The organism is Streptomyces aculeolatus, from assembly GCF_020400605.1.
GTDB lineage: Bacteria > Actinomycetota > Actinomycetes > Streptomycetales > Streptomycetaceae > Streptomyces > Streptomyces aculeolatus.
Map to the genome: position 1 here is coordinate 41,486 of NZ_JAINRD010000012.1, position 19,020 is coordinate 60,505.

At 73.1% G+C, this 19,020-nt stretch carries 20 protein-coding genes; 11 read left to right on the top strand and 9 right to left on the bottom strand.

Translation table 11 applies throughout. The features are described from left to right. Positions 1 to 19: 19 nt before the first annotated feature. The gene (locus LG396_RS20495) at positions 20 to 685 is read right to left on the bottom strand and encodes a response regulator (RefSeq protein ID WP_018840027.1); all 666 of its coding nucleotides are present in this window, start codon (positions 683 to 685) and stop codon (positions 20 to 22) included. Then, complete coding sequence (locus LG396_RS20500; protein ID WP_225795865.1) at positions 678 to 1,979, bottom strand: sensor histidine kinase; 1,302 nt, start codon at positions 1,977 to 1,979, stop codon at positions 678 to 680. Before LG396_RS20500 ends, LG396_RS20495 begins: the two co-directional genes overlap by 8 nt. 164 nt (positions 1,980 to 2,143) lie before the next feature. Between LG396_RS20500 and LG396_RS20505 the strand changes: the two genes are divergently transcribed. After that, positions 2,144 to 2,803 carry a hypothetical protein gene (locus LG396_RS20505; RefSeq protein ID WP_225795866.1) on the top strand — a complete coding sequence of 220 codons (660 nt, stop codon included), beginning with the start codon at positions 2,144 to 2,146 and terminating at the stop codon, positions 2,801 to 2,803. On the opposite strand, the gene LG396_RS20510 is transcribed toward LG396_RS20505, so the two are convergent. From LG396_RS20510 to LG396_RS20520, 3 genes are read right to left on the bottom strand one after another with little or no spacing between them, the layout of a single operon-like run. Beyond that, positions 2,720 to 3,292 carry a cob(I)yrinic acid a,c-diamide adenosyltransferase gene (locus tag LG396_RS20510; protein ID WP_225795867.1) on the bottom strand — a complete coding sequence of 191 codons (573 nt, stop codon included), beginning with the start codon at positions 3,290 to 3,292 and terminating at the stop codon, positions 2,720 to 2,722. The genes LG396_RS20505 and LG396_RS20510 overlap by 84 nt on opposite strands. A gap of 23 nt (positions 3,293 to 3,315) precedes the next feature. Further along, a complete protein-coding gene (locus LG396_RS20515; RefSeq protein ID WP_225795868.1) occupies positions 3,316 to 4,071 on the bottom strand; it encodes an ABC transporter permease in 756 nt (251 codons plus the stop codon). A gap of 54 nt (positions 4,072 to 4,125) precedes the next feature. After that, complete coding sequence (locus LG396_RS20520) at positions 4,126 to 4,911, bottom strand: ABC transporter ATP-binding protein (protein WP_225795869.1); 786 nt, start codon at positions 4,909 to 4,911, stop codon at positions 4,126 to 4,128. 80 nt (positions 4,912 to 4,991) lie between these two features. Between LG396_RS20520 and LG396_RS20525 the strand changes: the two genes are divergently transcribed. From LG396_RS20525 to LG396_RS20550, 6 genes are all read left to right on the top strand, one after another. Further along, on the top strand, positions 4,992 to 5,633 hold the full coding sequence (locus LG396_RS20525) for a TetR/AcrR family transcriptional regulator (RefSeq protein WP_018840021.1): 642 nt from the start codon (positions 4,992 to 4,994) through the stop codon (positions 5,631 to 5,633). Positions 5,634 to 5,758: 125 nt separating this feature from the next. Continuing rightward, a complete protein-coding gene (locus LG396_RS20530; protein WP_018840020.1) occupies positions 5,759 to 6,613 on the top strand; it encodes a 3-hydroxyacyl-CoA dehydrogenase family protein in 855 nt (284 codons plus the stop codon). Positions 6,614 to 6,895: 282 nt separating this feature from the next. Then, positions 6,896 to 7,228 carry an STAS domain-containing protein gene (locus LG396_RS20535; RefSeq protein WP_051642888.1) on the top strand — a complete coding sequence of 111 codons (333 nt, stop codon included), beginning with the start codon at positions 6,896 to 6,898 and terminating at the stop codon, positions 7,226 to 7,228. A 109-nt stretch (positions 7,229 to 7,337) separates the two neighbouring features. After that, complete coding sequence (locus tag LG396_RS20540) at positions 7,338 to 10,133, top strand: ATP-binding protein (RefSeq protein ID WP_225795870.1); 2,796 nt, start codon at positions 7,338 to 7,340, stop codon at positions 10,131 to 10,133. Positions 10,134 to 10,350: 217 nt separating this feature from the next. Next, a complete protein-coding gene (locus LG396_RS20545; protein ID WP_225795871.1) occupies positions 10,351 to 10,956 on the top strand; it encodes an RNA polymerase sigma factor in 606 nt (201 codons plus the stop codon). Continuing rightward, complete coding sequence (locus LG396_RS20550; RefSeq protein ID WP_225795872.1) at positions 10,953 to 11,333, top strand: hypothetical protein; 381 nt, start codon at positions 10,953 to 10,955, stop codon at positions 11,331 to 11,333. The genes LG396_RS20545 and LG396_RS20550 overlap by 4 nt, the downstream gene beginning before the upstream one ends. 58 nt (positions 11,334 to 11,391) lie before the next feature. Here the strand turns inward: LG396_RS20550 and nucS are convergent, their stop codons facing one another. After that, positions 11,392 to 12,063: an endonuclease NucS gene (nucS, locus tag LG396_RS20555; protein WP_018840016.1), complete on the bottom strand. Its 672-nt coding sequence runs from the start codon at positions 12,061 to 12,063 to the stop codon at positions 11,392 to 11,394. Positions 12,064 to 12,280: 217 nt separating this feature from the next. On the opposite strand from nucS, the gene LG396_RS20560 reads away from it, so the two are divergent. Next, the gene (locus LG396_RS20560; RefSeq protein ID WP_018851131.1) at positions 12,281 to 12,673 is read left to right on the top strand and encodes an SCO5389 family protein; all 393 of its coding nucleotides are present in this window, start codon (positions 12,281 to 12,283) and stop codon (positions 12,671 to 12,673) included. Positions 12,674 to 12,740: 67 nt separating this feature from the next. On the opposite strand, the gene LG396_RS20565 is transcribed toward LG396_RS20560, so the two are convergent. Then, positions 12,741 to 13,772 carry an LLM class flavin-dependent oxidoreductase gene (locus tag LG396_RS20565; protein ID WP_037753984.1) on the bottom strand — a complete coding sequence of 344 codons (1,032 nt, stop codon included), beginning with the start codon at positions 13,770 to 13,772 and terminating at the stop codon, positions 12,741 to 12,743. Positions 13,773 to 13,971: 199 nt separating this feature from the next. Between LG396_RS20565 and LG396_RS20570 the strand changes: the two genes are divergently transcribed. From LG396_RS20570 to LG396_RS20580, 3 genes are all read left to right on the top strand, one after another. After that, a complete protein-coding gene (locus LG396_RS20570) occupies positions 13,972 to 14,298 on the top strand; it encodes an Rv1322 family protein (protein WP_018840013.1) in 327 nt (108 codons plus the stop codon). Positions 14,299 to 14,497: 199 nt separating this feature from the next. Continuing rightward, positions 14,498 to 15,751 carry a glycoside hydrolase family 18 protein gene (locus LG396_RS20575; RefSeq protein WP_225795873.1) on the top strand — a complete coding sequence of 418 codons (1,254 nt, stop codon included), beginning with the start codon at positions 14,498 to 14,500 and terminating at the stop codon, positions 15,749 to 15,751. Positions 15,752 to 16,079: 328 nt separating this feature from the next. Beyond that, a complete protein-coding gene (locus LG396_RS20580; RefSeq protein WP_225795966.1) occupies positions 16,080 to 17,834 on the top strand; it encodes a glycoside hydrolase family 18 chitinase in 1,755 nt (584 codons plus the stop codon). 297 nt (positions 17,835 to 18,131) lie between these two features. On the opposite strand, the gene LG396_RS20585 is transcribed toward LG396_RS20580, so the two are convergent. Both LG396_RS20585 and LG396_RS20590 read right to left on the bottom strand, forming a co-directional pair. After that, the gene (locus tag LG396_RS20585) at positions 18,132 to 18,572 is read right to left on the bottom strand and encodes a DUF2550 domain-containing protein (protein ID WP_018842171.1); all 441 of its coding nucleotides are present in this window, start codon (positions 18,570 to 18,572) and stop codon (positions 18,132 to 18,134) included. A gap of 36 nt (positions 18,573 to 18,608) precedes the next feature. Then, positions 18,609 to 18,989 carry a F0F1 ATP synthase subunit epsilon gene (locus LG396_RS20590; RefSeq protein WP_018840081.1) on the bottom strand — a complete coding sequence of 127 codons (381 nt, stop codon included), beginning with the start codon at positions 18,987 to 18,989 and terminating at the stop codon, positions 18,609 to 18,611. Between the last annotated feature and the right edge of the window lie 31 nt (positions 18,990 to 19,020).

A 19,020-nucleotide genomic window follows, 5' to 3' on the forward strand; every position in this document is an offset into this window, starting at 1 on the left:
GGAAGGCGCCCCCGGCCGCTCAGACGCCCAGTTCCTGGGCGAGCACCGCGGCCTGCACCCGGCTGCGCAGCCCCAGCTTCGCCAGCAGCCGGCTGACGTGCGTCTTCACCGTGGCCTCCGCCATGTCGAGGCGGGCCGCGACGTCCGCGTTGGACATGCCCTGCCCCAGGCAGGCCAGCACCTCCCGCTCGCGCCGCGTGAGCGAGTCGAGGACGGCGGGGTCGGGCCCGCCGGGCGCCGGGGGCCGCCGCCCGCCGGCGAACTCGGCGATCAGCCGCCTGGTCACGGCCGGGGCGATCAGGCCCTCGCCGCGCGCGACGGTGCGTACCGCCTCCACGAGGGCGTCCGCCTCGGTGTTCTTCAGCAGGAAGCCCGCGGCGCCGGCGCGCAGCGCGCCGAAGACGTACTCGTCGAGGTCGAACGTCGTCAGCACCAGCACGTCGGCCAGCTCCTCGGCGCTGATCAGCCGGGTCGCCGCCACCCCGTCGAGCTTGGGCATCTGGATGTCCATCAGCACCACGTCCGGCCGCAGTTCGCGGGCCAGCCGCACGGCCTCCTCGCCGTCGGCGGCCTCGCCGACGACGTCGAGTCCGGCGGCGGAGCGCAGGATGAGCACGAGCCCGGCGCGCACGGCCTGCTGGTCCTCGGCGACGAGGATCCGGACGGGCGGGGCGGCGTCAGCCATGGGTCCTCCGTTGCGGTTGTGCGCTGTCCTCGCCGGCGGGCAGCCCGGCCCGGACGGCCCAGCGCTTGCCGGTGCCGTTCCCCGTGCCGTTCCCGCTGCCCGCCCGGCTGCCGTCTTCCGTACCGTCCTCGGGCCCCGCGGTGAACGAGCCGCCCAGCAGTGCCACGCGCTCCTCCATCCCGATCAGCCCCGCGCCCGAGCCCGGCGCCCGCGGCACGGGTCCGCCGCCCGGCCGCCCGTCCTGCTGCCGCCCGTCGCCGAGCGGGCTGGTCACCGCCACCGTCAGCGGCTCGGGTCCGGCCAGCGCGACGCGTACCTCGCCCGGGGCGGCGTGCTTGAGCGCGTTCGTCAGCGACTCCTGCACGATGCGGTACGCGGCCAGCTCCACCGGCGCCGGCAGCTGCACGCCCGGCTCGCGGGCGTCGTCGAGGGTGAAGCCGAGGCCGCTGGCGGTGCCGTTGACCCGGGCCTGCTCCACCAGCGCGGCCAGCCCGTCCAGCGTCGGGGCCGCCGCCGGCTCGTCCTTCGTCCCGTCGCCCTCCGAGTCGCGCAGCAGGCCGATGAGGCGGCGCATCTCCGCCAGCCCCTGCACGCTGTTCTCGCGGATGACGGACAGCGCCTCCCGGGACGCCTTCCGGTCGTCGATCGACTGGGCGGCGGTGGCGTGGATGGCGATGGCAGAGAGGTGGTTGGCCACCATGTCGTGCAGTTCGCGGGCCATCCGGGCGCGCTCGGCGCCGACGGCCTCGCGCCGGTCCAGCTCGGCCAGCAGCGCCGTCTGCTGCGCCCGCAGCCGGGCGGCGTCGGCGGCCTGGCGGTGCGAGCGCAGGGCGACGCCGGTGGTGGCGGGGGCGAGCGTGATGAGGCCGACGGCGACGCCGACGAGGATCACGACCCGGTCCTGGAAGACGGCCAGCACGACGATGGTCGTGGCCACGGTGAGCCCCGCGGCGATCCGCGGGATCCAGCGGGCGGCGGTCGCGGTGCCGTAGACGACGGCCGCGTACACGAGGTCCGTGAACATCATGACCGTGGCCAGCGTGCCCCACGTGAACTGGTCGGCGACGACGGCGACGGTGGCGATGCCCAGCGCCGTCATCGGCCGGCTCCGGCGCAGCAGCTCCGCGCCGGACATGAACGCCAGCGGGATCAGCGTCAGCCGCGAGTCGTCGAACGGCCGCCCGCCCTGGGTGTGCAGCCCGAGCCCCCAGAGCGCCAGCCCGCCGAGCATGCCGATGACCGCGAGGAGCACGTCGTCGCGGTGCGGCCTGAGCGAGGGGCGTGAGCTGGTCACTCCCCCATCAAACACGGCCGTGGCGGCCCGGGCCTCCGTATCCCGGCCCGCTTTCGGCGGCCTCGGGCTACATCGAAGGATGCAGTCCGGGATCGTCGCGTACGACGACGTGCCCGCGCGCCCCGCACGGGAGCCTGGAAGCAGGCCCGGGAAGGGAGAGCACCGTGATCGTCACGCTCATCATCGTCTGCGAGGTCGCCTTCTGGGTGCTGCTCGCCGCAGGGCTCTCGCTGCGCTACCTGGCGCGAATGCCCCGGCTGGGCGCCGGGGTGCTGCTGTGCGAGCCGCTGCTGGAGGTCGTGCTGCTGATCGTCACGGCGATCGACCTGAAGAACGGTGCGGAGCCGGACTGGAAGCACGGCCTGGCCGCCGTCTACATCGGCTTCTCGATCGCGCTCGGCCCGACGACGATCCGCTGGGTCGACGCCCGCTTCGCGCACCGCTTCGCGGGCGGGCCGCCGCCGGTGAAGCCGCCGAAGTACGGGATGGCGCGGGCGCTGCACGAGTGGAAGACCGCCGCCCGCTGGATCCTGGCGAGCGGCATCGCGATCGCGCTGCTCCAGGGCGCCGTCTGGTACGTCGGCGGCGACGGCGACACCGAGTCGCTGAAGGCGTGGCAGATGCGGATGCTGTTCGTCATCGGCATCAACGTGGTCATCGCCGCGAGTTACACGCTCTTCCCCAAGCAGCGCCCGGCCGGCGCGGTGGAGCCGGACGCCGGCCGCGAGGGCAGCGCGGGCTCAGCGTTCTCCGCCCGGCACCCAAAGGACGTCGCCGACCGCCTTGTTGGCCGTACGCGCAAGGATGAAGAGCAGATCAGATAGCCGGTTGAGGTACGTGGCCGTCAGCGGGTTCATGACCTCGCCGTGGACCTCCAGGGCGGCCCACGTCGACCGCTCGGCCCGGCGCACCACCGTGCACGCCTGGTGCAGCAGCGCCGCGCCGGGCGTGCCGCCGGGGAGGATGAAGCTGCGCAGCTTCTCCAGGTCGGCGAGGAAGCGGTCGCAGTCGGCCTCCAGCCGGTCGACGTACTCCTGCTCGACGCGCAGCGGCGGGAACTCGGGGTCCGGCCGCACGGGCGTGGAGAGGTCGGCGCCGACGTCGAAGAGGTCGTTCTGCACCCGGGTGAGGACGCGGGCTACCTCCTCGGGCAGCTCGCCGAGGGCGAGGGCGGTGCCGATGACGGCGTTGGCCTCGTTGGCGTCGGCGTACGCGGAGATCCGCAGGTCGGTCTTGGGCACCCGGCTCATGTCGCCGAGGGCGGTGGTGCCCTTGTCTCCGGTACGGGTGTAGATCCGCGTCAGGTTGACCATGCGCACAGCGTATGCCCGCACCCCTACGCACCGGCGCCGCGGAACACGCGTGTGCCCAGCGTCACCGCCCCCACGGCGAACGCGGCGGCGACGAGCGCGCCCCACAGCATCTCGGCGCCCGCGTACTCGCCGACGAAGGCGGCGCGCACGGCGTCGACGACGTAGCGGTACGGCACCGCGCGCGACAGCGCGTCCAGCCACCCGGGCGCCAGCGCCATCGGCAGCATCAGCCCGGACAGCAGCATCGACGGCAGCGTGACGGCGTTGACGACGGGGCCGAACTCCTGCGGCGTACGCACCCGCAGGGCGAAGGCGTACGACAGCGAGGCCATCGCCGTCGAGAGCAGCACGACGAACACCAGCCCGATGAGCACCCCGGGCAGCGGCGCGCGCAGCCCCATCGCCACCGCGGCGACGACGAGCAGCACGGCCTGGAAGAGCAGCAGCAGCGCGTCGCGCAGCACCCGGCCGAGCAGCAGCGCGAGCCGGCTGACGGGGGTGGCGCGCATGCGGTCCAGCACGCCGAGGTTCTTCTCCACGATGATGCCGAAGCCGGCGAAGGAGGCGCTGAACAGCCCGAGCATCATCAGCAGCCCGGGGACGAGGACCTGCCACGAGCTGCCGTCGGCGGCGAGCGGCAGGTCGCGCAGCAGCGGGCCGAAGAAGACGAGGTAGAGCAGGGGCATGAGGATGCCGAAGAGCATCTGGAAGCGCGAGCGCAGGGTCTGGCGGGCGTAGCGGCCGAAGACGAGGGCGGTGTCGGCGGCGAGGGCGTGCACGGCGGTCTCCCGGGGGCTGGGGGCGTACGGAGTCGGGGCGGGCGGCGGTCGCCGTCAGACGGACAGCGGGGCGGGGTCCCGGTCGGGCTCGGGGCGGCGGCCGGTGAGGGCGAGGAAGGCGTCCTGGAGGGATGCGCCGGGCGAGCCGGCGTGGCGCTGCTTCAACTCCCGCGGCGTGCCGTCGGCGACGACGACGCCGTGGTCGACGACCACGATCCGGTCGGCGAGGGCGTCGGCCTCGTCGAGGTAGTGCGTGGTGAGCACGACGGTGGTGCCGTGCCGCTCGCGCAGCCGGCGGACCAGGTCCCACAGGTCGGCGCGGCTGCCCGGGTCGAGTCCTGTGGTGGGTTCGTCGAGGAAGAGCAGCTCGGGCCGGTGGACGAGCCCGAGCGCGAGGTCGAGCCGGCGCCGCTGGCCGCCGGAGAGCGCGGCGCAGGGGCGGTCGAGCAGGTCCTCGATGCCGAGTTCGGCGGCGAGTTCCGCGGTGCGCGCCTCGGCGGCGGCCTTCGCGAGCCGGTACAGCCGGCCCTGGGTGACCAGTTCCTCCCGTACGGAGACCTGCGGGTCGACGCCGCCGCTCTGGGCCACGTACCCGATCCGCTCGCGCACGCCGGCGGGGTCGGCGACGAGGTCGCGGCCCGCGACGGTGGCGGCGCCGCCGGTGGGCGGCAGCAGGGTGGTGAGCATCTGCAGGGTGGTGGTCTTGCCGGCGCCGTTGGGCCCGAGGAGCCCGACGATCTCACCGGGCCGGACCCGCAGGTCGATGCCGCGGACGGCCTCGACCGGCCCCTGCTTGGTGGTGAAGGTCCGGGCGAGGCCGGACGCGCTGAGGATCGCCATGCCCCACAGAAAAACAGAGTCACTGAATTTTTGCAATGACTCTAATTTTTCACTCGCACCAGGCTGGGTACGATGAGTGCATGGCCGAGGGACTCAGGGAGCGCAAGAAGCGGCAGACCAGGCAGCACATCTCCGACGTGGCCACCGGCCTGTTCCTGGAGCGCGGCTTCGACGCGGTCACGGTCGCCGAGGTCGCCGAGGCCGCGGACGTCTCGGTCAACACCGTGTACAACTACTTCCCGGCCAAGGAGGACCTCTTCCTCGACCGCAGCCGCGGCCTGGTCGAGCGCACCTCCCGCGACGTACGCGGCCGGGCGCCCGGCGAGTCCGCCGCGGAGGCCGTCCTGCGCGGACTGCAGGAGGACGTCGAGGCGATGTCCGGCCGGGTCGGGCTCAACCCGGGCATGGGGAAGTTCCTCGTCGTCGTCCAGGAGGCGAACGCCCTCCAGGCCCGGCTGTGGCACATGCAGCAGGAGGGTCTCGAACTCCTCGCCGCCACCCTCCGCGAGGAGACCCGGGCCGCCGCGGACGACCCGCTGCCCGAGCTGATCGCGGGTCAGCTCTCCTGGGTCAACAGCGCGCTCTACGGCTTCATCCGCCGCGAGATGGTCGCCGGCGGCCACCCCGCGGCCGTCTCGCGCGCCGCGCTCGGCGTTCTCGACGAGATGGCGGACCTGTTGGGCCAAAAGGTGCTCAACTACGCGCGCCGGCCCGCCGAGTGAGCCGCGGGCGTGTGATGTCCGTCATCTGAGACGTGACGCGCATCTCTAAGCGCTCCGCGAACGGGCCAGGAGCGCTAGTGTCCGCTTCGGAGCACGTGAACGAGCCGTATAGCGAGGGAACCACCGTGGAATCCGCCGGAAAGCTCGCCGTCGTCGGAGCCGGACTCATGGGGTCCGGTATCGCCCAGGTCGCCGCCCAGGCCGGCTGGCACGTCGTGCTGCGCGACCTCACCGACGAGGCGCTGACGCGCGGCACGGACGGCATCAAGGGCTCGTACGAGAAGTTCGTCGCCAAGGGCAAGCTGGACGCGGCCACCGCCGAGCAGGCACTCGCCCGGATCACCACCACCACGGACCTCGGTGCCGCCGCCGACGCGGACATCGTCGTCGAGGCGGTCTTCGAACGGCTCGACGTCAAGCAGGAGATCTTCCGCACGCTCGACGGCCTGGTGCGCGACGACGCCGTGCTCGCCTCCAACACCTCCGCGATCCCCCTCACCAAGATCGCGGCGGCGACCGCCCGCCCCGAGCGCGTCGTCGGCACGCACTTCTTCTCGCCGGTCCCCATGATGGGGCTCTGCGAGCTGGTACGGGGCCTGCGGACCAGCGACGAGACCCTCGCCCGCGCCCGGGCCTTCGCCGAATCCACCGGCAAGACCTGCATCGTCGCCAACCGCGACGTGGCCGGCTTCGTGACCACGCGGCTGATCACCGCGCTCGTCGTCGAGGCCGTCAAGCTGTACGAGTCGGGCGTCGCCACCGCCGAGGACATCGACGCCGCCTGCCGGCTCGGCTTCGGCCACGCCATGGGGCCGCTGGCCACCGCCGACCTGACCGGCGTCGACATCCTGCTGCACGCCGCCGAGAACATCTACACCGAGACCCAGGACGAGAAGTTCGCGCCGCCGGAGCTGATGCGCCGCATGGTCGACGCCGGCGACATCGGCCGCAAGAGCGGCCGCGGCTTCTACGAGCACTGACCCGGGCCGCCCGTCGCCCCGGCCCGCCCGCGAAGGCGGCCGAGGGCGGGTGCGGCGTCCCCCGGAGGGGTGAAATCGGGGCGGATACCCGCACAGACGGCAACCCGGCACCGCCCGGGGGAGTCAGATCACTAGAGGAACCGGCACGGACTCGGCATCACGGACAACGAGAACCGCAGACGGGGAGCGCACATGTTTGAGGCGGAGGGCCGCGAAAGCGCCCCGCCCTACCACCCGGCCCGCCACCGCGCGGGCCCCGCGCGCCGGAACGCCCGCCGCCCGGTGCCGGACGGCACCGCGGACGGTACGGGCCCCGGGGCGCCCGCGTACATCAAAGGGGACTGCGCCGAGTTGACCGTCGGGGGCCGCCTCGACGTCCGCAGCGCGGCGGACGCCCGCGTCGCCCTGCACCGGGCCGTCGACGAGGGCCACGGCGACCTGGTCCTGGACCTCACCGACCTCCACTCCTGGGACGCCACAGGACTGGGTGTCATCATGGGGGCACACCGCAGGGCAGGACGGGCCGATCGCCGGCTCGTGCTGCGCGGGGTGCCGCCGCAGATGCAGCGACTGCTGGTGGCCACGAGACTCCACCGCATCCTCACGATTCAGTGAACAAAAGGCGTCGTCGGGGAGTCCCCCTCGACAGGTCGCCCGGCGGAGGTCATAGGGTTTCCGGGCCGGGGAGCGGCACGGCGCAGGACGGCGGGCAGGGGGCTTCGCGATGGACCCGAACACGGGCCACGGACAGGACGACACACCCGAGGGCATAACCCCGCCCCCGGGTGCTTCCCCCGGTCCGTACCCCGGCGAGCCGGGGTACACGCACCCGGACCCCGACGAGCCCGGGGCCGCGTACCCGGAGCACGACGGGGGCGCGTTCCCCGGCGCGGAGCCGCCGGCTCCGTACGAGGCCGCGGGCGCGTTCCCCGGCGACGACCCCGTGCGGCCGTACGCCGGAGAGGTGCTGGGCCCCCACGGCGACGACGCCGACGGCGTACCCGACGAGACCGCGGAGGCCGGCCAGGCCGCCCCGGGCTCCTTCCCCGGCCCGCTCCCCGACGCCGCCGGCGCGGGCACCGGTGCGGCCCCCGGCGGCAAGGGCGCCGGGCGCGGCCGCCCGGGCGACGGCCGCTCCCCCGCCGGCTCCCGGCCGGGCCCTGCCCGTATGGCCCGGGTCATCGCCGGCGAGTACCGCCTCACCGTCAACCCCGTCGACGGCACCCACGCCGAGTTGTGCCCGCCCGCGGAACGCCCCGGTCCGCCGCGCCGGATGACCGCGGAGGAGCGCGCGGAACAGCGCCGGCCGCCGTCGCCGCCCCCCGGCCCGGCGGGCCCGCAACTGCCACTGCTGGAACGCGAGGAGATCCGCGAGCGGCTGGTGCGCCTGCTCTCCCGCGGCCGCTCCGTCCGCCTCACCGGCCCCTCCGGCTCCGGCCGCACCGCCCTGCTGGAGGCCGTCGCCGCCGACTGCGCCGAGCTGGCACCGGACGGCGTCATCCGGCTGAACGGCCGGGCCCGTACCCCCACCGACCTGCGCTACGAACTGTGCGCCGCCGTCTACGAGCTGGCCGGCCGGCGCCCCGACCCCGGCCGGCTGGCCGAGCTGCTGCCGACGATCGGCGCGGTCGTGGTGCTCGACGACGCCGAGTTCGGCGGCACGGCGCTCGAAGAGCTGCTGGACGCCACCCCCGAGTGCGCGTACCTGATCTCCGTCACCCCCGACGTCGCCGGGCCGACGGCCGCCTCGTACCTCGAAGAGGTCTCGCTGCCGGGCCTCGGCCGCGCCGCCTGCATGCAGCTCCTGGAGCGCGCCGGACGGCGCCCGCTCAGCGACGACGAGCGCACCTGGGCGGCGGACCTGTGGTTCGAGTCCGAGGGCCTGCCGCTGCGGTTCGTGCAGGCCGGTGCCGTGCTGCGGCTCGCCGGGCCGGGCATGGGCGAGCCGCTGCCGACGCTGGCCGAGAGCGCCGCGCCGGCCGCGCTGCTGGCGTCGCGGCTCAGCGGGGCGGCGCGTACCGCGCTGCGCTTCGCCGTGGGCCTCGGCGGCGTCTTCCCGCACCACGCGCAGTTGCCCGCGCTCGCCGGCGAGGCGCTGGCCGACACCGCGCTCGCCGAACTCGCCGGCTGCGGCCTGGTCTCCGGCGGCCTCGGCCGCTACCGGCTGGCGGCCGGCGTCTCCGCCCAGCTCATCGCCGCCGGCTACGACCAGCCCGCGGAGGGCGGCCAGGAGCCGGCGCTCACCGCCGCGCAGCACTACGCCTGGTGGTCCGCGCACCGCTCGGTGACCCCCGAGACGGTCGCCGACGACGCGGACGCCATCCTCGCCTCGCTCGGCGGCCTCGTCGCCGACCGGGAGGGCACCACCGCCAGCACCGCCGTGCTGCTCGCGCGCGCCGCCGCGCCCGCGTTCGCCGCGGCGCTGCGCTGGAGCGCCTGGGAGCGGGCGCTGCGGTACGGGCAGGAGGCGGCCCGGCGCGCGGGCGAGGTCGCGGCGGAGGCGTACTTCCACCACGAGCTGGGCGTGCTGGCGCTGTGCACCGGCAACGAGGCCCGGGCGCGGGCCGAGTTGGAGGCGGCGCTCGCGCTGCGCGGGGCGATCTCCGACCGCGGCGGCGAGATCGCCAGCCGGCGTGCGCTCGTGCTCGTCACGCACGGCGGCGCCAGCGAGGCGGTGACCACGGCGCTGCCGGTCGTGCCGGCCGGCGCCGCGGCCGTACCGGAGGCGGTGGCCGCGTTCGACGAGCCGGGCGAGGGCGAGGAGCGGCCCGCGGTGCTCCTCTCCCCGCCGTCGGGGGGCGCGGAGACGAAGGCGACGCCGGCGGTGCGCGGGCCCGGTGCCGAGGCGGCTTCGGCCTCCAAGCGCAACCTGATCGCGGCGGGCGCCGGCGCGCTGCTCGTCGCGGTGCTCGGCACGGTGGTCACCCTCGGGATGACGGGCAGCGACGAACCGCCCTCCGACCGGGTCGAGGTCGAGAGGTCGGCCGCCGCGGACGACGACGCGCTGCCCACCGAGGAGCCGTCCCGCACCCCGTCCTCCGAGTCGGCGCCGCCGTCGCCGGAGTCGTCGGCCCCGGAGCCGTCAGAGGAGTGGACCGACGCCGGCGACGAGACGAGCAGCGCACCGCCGCAGAGCCCGTCGAGCAGTTCGCCGGGTACGCCCTCGGACAGCGGCTCGTCGTCGGACGGCGGGACCTCGCAGGGCGGTACGTCGAACGGCGGCGGTACGGACACGGGCGGCGGCGACGGCGGCACCCAGAACGGCGGTACGACGACCGACGGCGGCACCACCGACGACGGGGGCACGACGGACGACGGCGGCACGACCGACGACGGCGGGACCACGGACGACGGAGGCACCACCGACGACGGCGGCACGACCGACGACGGCGGCACCACGGACGACGGTGGCACGACGACGGACGACGGCGGCACGACGCCCCAGGGCGGCACGACCACCGGCACCGACTCGGCGGCGTCCGGCGAAGCGGACGGCGCCCCCTCCGGCGAGGCCGCCTGACGCGGCCGCCGGCGCTCCGCAGAGGGCCCCGCAGCCCGTTCGGGCCCCCCGGGGCCACGGGAACCCCGCGGGAGCGTGCAGCGGCGCCGGGAGGTGAATCCTTTCCGGACCTCCCGGCCTCCTATCCCTGTACCGGCCGAACGGGCCGGGCAGAACCAGGAGGAATGCCGATGATGGTCACCGGACTCGTCGTGATCGGAGCCTTGCTCGTGGGCGCATGCAGTTGGCACCTGATGCGGCGCTACGGGAGCCGAAGCTGACCGGCGCCCGGGCGCGGAGTCAACGCTTCCCCTGGCCGGACGAGCGGCTGATCAAGGCCGCTCAGGACGGCGACGCCACTTCCCTCACGGCCGTCGTCCTGCAGTCGCAGCCTCATGTGCGCAAGTTCGCCGTATCGCTGTGCGCCTCGCCGCAGGACGCGGAGGACGCGGCGCAGGAGGCGCTGATCATCCTCTACCGGAAGATCGGCACCCTGCGGGCCACCGGCGCGCTGGCCTCATGGATGTTCCGGATCGTTCGCAACGAATGCCTCCGGCAGGTACGGCGGCTCGTCCCGCGGAGCGGCGAGGCGCCGGCCGAACCGGAGGCGTCCGCGGAACCGTCGGCGGAGGACGCGGTGCTGCGCAGGCTGGAGGTGGAGCGGATCGCCGCCGCGGTCTGCGCCCTGCCCCGTGACCAGCGGCAGGTCCTGATCATGCGGGACGTCCAGGGCCTGCCCGGCAGGACCGTCGCACGCTCGCTCGGCCTCAGTACCGCCGCGATGAAGTCGCGCCTGCACAGAGCGCGCGCGGCACTGCGGCACTCACTCGGAGGAGCCTCATGACGCTGCACACCGGGAGGCCCGCGCGGGAGGCGAGGACCCGGGCCACCGCGCAGCCGCCGGCGCCCGAGAGGAGCTTCGCCGGCACATCCGTCCCCCGCCATCTGGCGCGCGGCGCCCTCGGCTTCGGGCTGATCACCGCCTCGGTCGGCCTGATACCCGTGGCCGGCCCGGCCGCCCTCCTGGCGGCCCCGCTGTCCCTGATCGCCTTCCGCGGCTGCCCCACCTGCTGGCTGGCGGGCCTGGCACAGACGATCTCCCACGGCCGCCTGCAACGCCGCTGCACAACCGGCACCTGCACCCTCACCAGGGCACACCCGACAGCGAAGCACCCGGAGGACCCCACAACCAACACCCCCGCCCCACCGGCTCCCCGGTGACCAGGCCGCGGGCGCCTTGCGGCGGTCCCTTGCCAGACGCCGGCGAATGCCCCCCGGGTCAGAAGAGCTTGAGTTTGCCGTCGTCCGTTCCGCGCAGCGCGTCGTAGTCCAGCACCGCGCACTCGATCCCCCGGTCCGCCGCCAGCACCCGCGCCTGCGGCTTGATCTCCTGCGCCGCGAACACCCCCCGCACCGGCGCCAGCCGCGGGTCGCGGTTCAGCAGCTCCAGGTAGCGCGTCAGCTGCTCCACGCCGTCGATCTCGCCGCGCCGCTTGATCTCCACCGCGACGGTCGTCCCCTTCTCGTCCCGGCCCAGGATGTCCACGGGGCCGATCGCCGTGGGGTACTCGCGCCGGATGAGGGTCCAGCCCTCGCCCAGTGCCTCCATGCGGTCGGCGAGCAGTTCCTGGAGGTGGGCCTCCACGCCGTCCTTGACCAGGCCCGGGTCGACGCCCAGTTCGTGCGACGTGTCGTGCAGCAACTCCTCGATCGTAATGATCAGTTTTTCGCCTGCCTTGTTCTCGACCGTCCACACGGCGACACCGTCCTGCTCACCTTCTTTCAGAGTGCACGGCGGTGACATCCAGTTGAGGGGCTTGTACGCACGGTCGTCGGCGTGGACGGAGACGCTGCCGTCGGCTTTGACCAGGATCAGCCGGGGCGCGGAGGCGAGGTGTGCGGTGAGCCGCCCGGCGTAGTCGACGGAGCAGCGGGCGATGACGAGGCGCATGGCGCACCACGCTACTCGACTCCCGGCGCACCCTGCGATCTGACCCCTGATGCACCTTTCGGCAATGGCCAGTTGTGTACGCGTTCTTGTGGTGGAGCCGCATCCTCCGCCCTACGGTGGAAGCAGGCGGTTGTCACATGGGCACCGAGAGTGGTGATCGCCGTACCTGTCCGGTCAGGCCCCGCCCGAACCCCGCGGGGCTGCGAGAGGAGAATCCATGTCGCTGGACGTCCCACCTGCCCTGCTCGATCAAGCCGAGCGGGGAGATGTCGACGAAAGGGAGTTTGTCGACTGCGTCCGGACCTCGCTTCCCTATGCCTGGGACATGATCAGTTCCCTGGTGGCACAACTGAAGGTCGACGGCGGAGACTTCGCCGACAACAAGGTCCCGCCCCCGGACGAGCACGCCCGCGGCCAGCTGTTGCGCGCGCTCGCCAGCAATGCGATACGGGAGGCACTGGAACGCCACTTCGGCGTCCGGCTCGCCTTCCAGAACTGTCATCGCGTGGCGGTATTCCCCCTGGAAGCCCCGACGAAGGAGCCTCTGGCCCGCTTCACCTCGGTGCGGGCGCAGTTGCTCAACCAGTCACCGGAGCTGCGTGACTGCTGAAGGGCCCCAGGACACCCCCCGCGCTGCCGCTCCCCACGCCGTCCGCTCGCGCCGCCCCATCCCGTGGTCAGCGAGCGAGGAGCGGCAGCACCTCCGAACCGATACGCCGCACGTTCCGCTCGGTGGCGCACAGCTCCCCCGAGCCCTCGACGAGCAGCGCGAAGCGCGTGATGCCGGTGCGTTCCGCGGTCGCCGCCAGCCGGTCGGCGCACAGCCGGGGCGGGCCCACCGGGTGCAGCGCGCACAGCAGTTCCGTGTACGCCTCCGGATCGCGCATCGGACGGCTTCTGCCGTCCACCGTCTCCATCGCCCCCACGCCGCTGCGGAACGCCCCCGGCAGGGCGGTGCGCAGCAGCTCCGCCGCGCCTTCCGGGGTGTCGTCGACCTGGGCCACGCCGGCCGAGACGTGTTCCGCCGCGTCGATCGCCTCCGGGCTCATCCCGGCCTCCCGCGCGGTACGCCGCCACAGCCGCACCATCTCCGCCTTCTCCTCGTCGCCGCAGTGCATGCCGAGGAGCATCGGCAGCCCGCGCCCGGCGGCGAGCCGGACGGTGGCGGGCGAGGTGCACGCGACGAGCACCGGCACGTCGGCGCCGCCGTGCAGCGCCTCGGCCGGCCGGGGCACGACGGCGACCTCGCGGAACTCGTACCGCGCGCCGCCGGCTCCGACCCGCGGCTCGCGCAGCCAGCGCAGCAGCAGGTCCAGCGACTCGGGGAAGTCGCTCTCGTACGCCGCGAGGCCGGTGCCGAAGACCTCCAGGTCCACCCACGGTCCGCCGCGCCCCACGCCGAGCACGAAACGCCCCTGCGCGGCGTGGTGGAGCAGCGCGGCCTGCTCGCCGAGTGCGACGGGGTGCTGCGTGGGCAGCACGCTGACGGCGGTGCCGACGCGGATGCGGCTGGTGCGGCCGAGGAGCAGCGCGGCGAGGGTGACCGCCGAGGGGCAGGTGCCGTACGGGATGAAGTGGTGCTCGGCGAGCCAGACGGAGTCGAGCCCCGCCTCCTCCGCCGCTACGCCCGTCCGCACGGCGCGGTGCAGGGCTTCGCCCTGTCCCTGGCCGGGGAACTGGGCGGCGAGCACAAACGAGCCGATGTGCATCCTGCCCCCTGTGTACCGATGGTGCCGTTGTGCGAGGGGTACCAAAGGCCCGTCACCAGCGGCGATGGGGCACAACCCCGAAGTCGTCTTCATTGTTGGCGATCGACGGGTGAATCGTCATTCTTTGTGCCCGGGGCTGGACTTCCCGACCCGTACCCTGGTAGTGACTCCGTGACGACGATCTTCCCGAGGTGCCGACGTGTCCCCCCGCCGGAACAAGCCGCGCTCGCGCGGCGCCGCCCGTCCGCCCGCGGACGACGACCTCGCCGGCCGCGTCGGCATGCCCGACGCGGCGGACTACGGGGGCGAGGAGTTCCTCTTCCGCCGCGTCTCCGGGTCCGCGGCCGACAAGAGCTACCGCTGCCCGGGCTGTGACCAGGAGATCCGCCCCGGCACGCCGCACGTGGTGGCGTGGCCGGAACACAGCGGCGCGGACCTGCGCCGGCACTGGCACACGGCCTGCTGGAACGCCCGCGACCGCCGCGGCACCCGGCCGCAGCGCTCGCGGAACGCGCCGCGCCACTGACGCCGCAGGGCGCCGGCGCGGGCACGTCACCCCGCGGTACACGGCCAACCCCCCTGTGGTCCAGACCTATTGACGATTGGTACAGACCTTCCCTACGCTCCCGCATTACTGCGGTGAGCATGACATCCTGACCCATGCTCGCCGGGCGACGCAGGTCCCACCCCCACACGTATCCGGACCTAGCTCGAGGAGCACGCCCTTGAGATCCCCCCACGTACGCACCCGCACCCGCGTCATCGGCGTTCTGCTGACTCTGGCGCTCGCGATCCCGCTCACGGTGCTGGCCACGCTCGCCCCGTCCAGCTCCGCGGGCGCCGCGACGAACCCCGCCGGGCCCAAAGCCGCCGGGGTGAAGCTCGGCTACTTCACCGAATGGGGCGTCTACGACCGCAACTACCACGCCAAGAACCTCGACACCTCCGGCACGGCACAGAAGCTCACCCACATCAACTACGCCTTCGGCAACGTGCAGGGCGGCCGCTGCACCATCGGCGACTCCTTCGCGGCCATCGAGAAGAGCTACACCGCGGACCAGAGCGTCGACGGCGTCGCCGACACCTGGGACCAGCCGCTGCGCGGCAACTTCAACCAGCTCCTCAAGCTGAAGAAGAAGCACCCGAACCTCAAGATCCTCTGGTCCTTCGGCGGCTGGACCTGGTCCGGCGGCTTCGGCCAGGCCATGCAGAACCCCGAAGCGTTCGCGCAGTCGTGCTACGACCTGGTGAACGACTCGCGCTGGCAGGGCCTGTTCGACGGCATCGACCTCGACTGGGAGTACCCCAACGCCTGCGGCCTGTCCTGTGACAGCAGCGGCCCGGCCGTGATGAAGAACATGATGCAGGCGTTCCGCGCGAAGTTCGGCGACCAGCTCGTCACCGCCGCCATCACGGCGGACGGCTCCGACGGGGGGAAGATCGACAAGGCCGACTACGCCGGCGCGGCTCAGTACGCCGACTGGTACAACGTGATGACGTACGACTTCTTCGGCGCCTGGGACGCGCAGGGCCCCACCGCCCCGCACTCGCCGCTGACGTCGTACGACGGCATCCCGATCGCCGCGTTCAACTCCGACTCCGCGATCCAGAAGCTGAAGGGCATGGGCATCCCGGCCAACAAGCTGCTGCTCGGCGTCGGCTTCTACGGCCGCGGCTGGACCGGCGTGACCCAGGCCGAGCCCGGCGGCACCGCGACGGGCCCCGCACCCGGCAAGTACGAACAGGGCATCGACGACTACAAGGAGCTGAAGGGGAAGTGCCCGGCCACCGGCACCGTCGCCGGCACCGCGTACGCCCACTGCGGCAACCAGTGGTGGAGCTACGACACCCCGCAGACCATCGGCGGGAAGATGTCCTACGCCAAGCAGCAGGGTCTCGGCGGCGCGTTCATCTGGGAGCTGAGCGGTGACACCGCCGACGGCGAACTGATGACGGCCGTCAACAACGGCCTCGGCTGAGGCCGTTCGGCCGGCCGCCGCAGCCGGCCGCCGCACCGACAGGAGCCCGGGAAGGTGGAGTCGCCCCCACCGACCCGGGCTTCTGCCATTTGGTCCAGACCTATTGACCACATTGGTATGTACCAATACCCTCCTCGGCGAGTGAGTGTCATGGCATGAACAACACCTGGCTCGTGTACGACGGACGGCCGTACGCGCGGACGCGCCGCCCGCACCTGTTCGGAACGGCACTCGACGAGGGAGACACACCTTGAGATCCCCCACCGGCAGTCGCCTGCTGAGACGCGCCACGGCCATCGTGGCCGCCGTGGCCATCCCGCTCGCCGCCATGGTCGGACTCGCCAGCCCCGCCCAGGCGGCGGGAGCGACCGCGACCTACCAGAAGGCCTCAGACTGGGGCACCGGCTTCGAGGGCAGGTGGACGGTGAAGAACACCGGCACCGCCCCCCTCTCCTCCTGGTCCATTTCCTGGGACTTCCCCGCCGGCACCAGCGTCACGTCCTCCTGGGACGCGGACGTCTCCAACACCGGCACCCGCTGGACCGCCAAGAACAAGTCGTACAACGGCAGCCTCGCCCCGGGCGCCAGCCTCACCTTCGGCTTCAACGGCTCCGGCAGCGGTGGCGGCACCGTCACCAACTGCACCCTGAACGGCGACGCCTGCGACGGCGGCGGCGTCCCCGGCGACAGCGTCCCCTCGGCTCCCGGCACGCCCAGCGCCGGGACCGTCACGGACACGTCCATCGCGCTGAGCTGGACGGCCGCCACCGACGACAAGGGCATCAAGAACTACGACGTGTACCGCGGCAGCACCAAGGTCGCCACGGTCACCGACACCAAGTACACGGACACCGGCCTGACCGCCGGCACCCCGTACACCTACAGCGTCCGCGCCCGCGACACGGCGGACCAGGTCGGGCCCTCCAGCGGCTCGCAGACCGTCACCACCACGGGCGGCGGCGGCCCCGGCGGCGACAAGATCAAGATGGGGTACTTCACCGAGTGGGGCGTCTACCAGCGCAACTACCACGCGAAGAACCTCGACACCTCCGGCACGGCGCAGAAGATCAACACCATCAACTACGCCTTCGGCAACGTCCAGAACGGCCGCTGCACCATGGGTGACTCCTACGCCGCGATCGAGAAGGCGTACGGCGCCGGCGAGAGCGTCGACGGCGTCGCCGACACCTGGGACCAGCCGCTGCGCGGCAACTTCAACCAGCTCCTCAAGCTGAAGAAGAAGCACCCGCACATCAAGATCCTCTGGTCCTTCGGCGGCTGGACCTGGTCCGGCGGCTTCACCCAGGCCATGCAGAACCCGGCCGCCTTCGCCCAGTCCTGCTACGACCTCGTGTTCGACCCGCGCTGGCAGGGCCTGTTCGACGGCATCGACCTCGACTGGGAGTACCCCAACGCCTGCGGTCTGACCTGTGACAGCAGCGGCCCGGCCGTGATGAAGAACATGATGCAGGCGTTCCGCGCGAAGTTCGGCAACAAGCTCCTCACCGCGGCCATCACGGCGGACGCCTCCAGCGGCGGGAAGATCGACAAGGCCGACTACGCCGGCGCGGCTCAGTACGTCGACTGGTACAACGTGATGACGTACGACTTCTTCGGCGCCTGGGACGCGCAGGGCCCCACCGCCCCGCACTCGCCGCTGACGTCGTACGACGGCATCCCGATCGCCGCCTTCAACTCCGACTCCGCGATCCAGAAGCTGAAGGGCATGGGCATCCCGCCGGCCAAGCTGCTGCTGGGCGTCGGCTTCTACGGCCGCGGCTGGACGGGCGTGACGCAGAGCGCACCCGGCGGCACCGCCACCGGCCCGGCACCCGGCAAGTACGAGCAGGGCATCGACGACTACAAGGAGCTCAAGAGCAGGTGCCCCGTCACCGGAACGGTCGCGGGCACGGCGTACGCCCACTGCGGCAACCAGTGGTGGAGCTACGACACCCCGGCGACACTCACCGCGAAGATGACCTACGCCAAGAACCAGAAGCTCGGCGGCGCGTTCATCTGGGAACTCAGTGGTGACACCGCCAACGGCGAGCTGATGACCGCAGTAAGCAACGGTCTCGGCTAGGGTCCGTCGTTTGGATCTTGCCGGAGCAGCGAGCGGCGGCTGGTGCCGTGCATCGCAAGGCGGAGGAGGGAGGCGACGCGGAGCGTCGTCGACCGACGACAACGCCGCTGGGGGCACCGCCCACGCGCGCTCTGCGCGCTGTGGGGGAGCGGTGCCAGCCGCCGCGAGCCCGGCGAAGATCCGAACGACGGACCCTGCCCTCGGACGGGCCTGAGCCCGGGGTTTCCGGCGTGCGCTCGCCTCCCCGCCCCGGGTTCAGGCCCTTTTCCCTGTCATCCGGACGAGTGGCCCCGCCGGCTACGCCACGTTGACGCGCTGGCCCGGAGGAGCCGCCTCCAGCCAGGCGAGAAAGCCGGTGAGCGCGTCCTCGCTCATCGCCAGCTCGATCCGGTCCTCGTCGTGCCGGCAGGCCAGCACGACGGCGTCGGAGAGCAGGGCGAGTTCCTCCTCGCCCGCGGGGGCCCGGCGCTCCAGCACCTCGATGCCGTCCCGCCGCAGCACGCGGCGCGGCCTCGGCGCGTAGGAGAAGACCCGGAACCACTCGATGACGTCACCGCTGTAGCGGGCGACGCCGTACGCCCAGCCCTTCCCGGGCCGGTCGGCGCGGGCGGACCAGCGCAGACTGCAGTCGAAGGTGCCGCCGGCGCGCTGGATCAGCCGGCGGCGCAGTCCGAAGAGGAAGAGGCCGAGCAGCAGCAGGGCGACCACCGCCCCGGCCAGCAGCAAAGCGAGGAACATCTCCACAGACCTCCTCGCCGCTCCTCTCGCGTGGCCTCAGTGACCGGCCACGGCCAGGAGCCGCACTTCCGCGCGTCGCTCCGCTCCCGCGTCGGCGTCCGCCTTGGCCCGCTCCAGGGCGCGCTCCGCGCGCTCCACGTCGATCTCGTCGGAGAGCTCGGCGATCTCGGCGAGCAGCGAGAGCTTGTTGTCCGCGAAGGAGATGAAGCCGCCGTGCACGGCCGCCAGGACCGTGCCGTCCCCGCTGGCGCCCGTCGTACGGATCGTCACGGGGCCGGACTCCAGCACCGTGAGCAGCGGCTGGTGTCCGGGCATGATGCCGATGTCACCGGACGGGGTGCGCGCGATGACCCGGCTGGCCTCGCCGGACCAGACGCTACGGTCCGCGGCGACCAACTCGACGTGCAGCTCGGCCACGATGGCTCCTCAACTGGGGTTTAGCAGAGAA

Coding starts and splice junctions, on each gene's coding strand:
- LG396_RS20495 (WP_018840027.1), bottom strand. CDS start 685: ATGGCTGACGCCGCCCCGCCCGTCCGGATCCTCGTCGCCGAGGACCAG.
- LG396_RS20510 (WP_225795867.1), bottom strand. CDS start 3,292: ATGGTCAACCTGACGCGGATCTACACCCGTACCGGAGACAAGGGCACC.
- LG396_RS20520 (WP_225795869.1), bottom strand. CDS start 4,911: ATGGCGATCCTCAGCGCGTCCGGCCTCGCCCGGACCTTCACCACCAAG.
- LG396_RS20525 (WP_018840021.1), top strand. CDS start 4,992: ATGGCCGAGGGACTCAGGGAGCGCAAGAAGCGGCAGACCAGGCAGCAC.
- LG396_RS20540 (WP_225795870.1), top strand. CDS start 7,338: ATGGACCCGAACACGGGCCACGGACAGGACGACACACCCGAGGGCATA.
- LG396_RS20545 (WP_225795871.1), top strand. CDS start 10,351: ATGCAGTTGGCACCTGATGCGGCGCTACGGGAGCCGAAGCTGACCGGC.
- LG396_RS20550 (WP_225795872.1), top strand. CDS start 10,953: ATGACGCTGCACACCGGGAGGCCCGCGCGGGAGGCGAGGACCCGGGCC.
- nucS (WP_018840016.1), bottom strand. CDS start 12,063: ATGCGCCTCGTCATCGCCCGCTGCTCCGTCGACTACGCCGGGCGGCTC.
- LG396_RS20560 (WP_018851131.1), top strand. CDS start 12,281: ATGTCGCTGGACGTCCCACCTGCCCTGCTCGATCAAGCCGAGCGGGGA.
- LG396_RS20565 (WP_037753984.1), bottom strand. CDS start 13,772: ATGCACATCGGCTCGTTTGTGCTCGCCGCCCAGTTCCCCGGCCAGGGA.
- LG396_RS20580 (WP_225795966.1), top strand. CDS start 16,080: ATGGTCGGACTCGCCAGCCCCGCCCAGGCGGCGGGAGCGACCGCGACC.
- LG396_RS20585 (WP_018842171.1), bottom strand. CDS start 18,572: ATGTTCCTCGCTTTGCTGCTGGCCGGGGCGGTGGTCGCCCTGCTGCTG.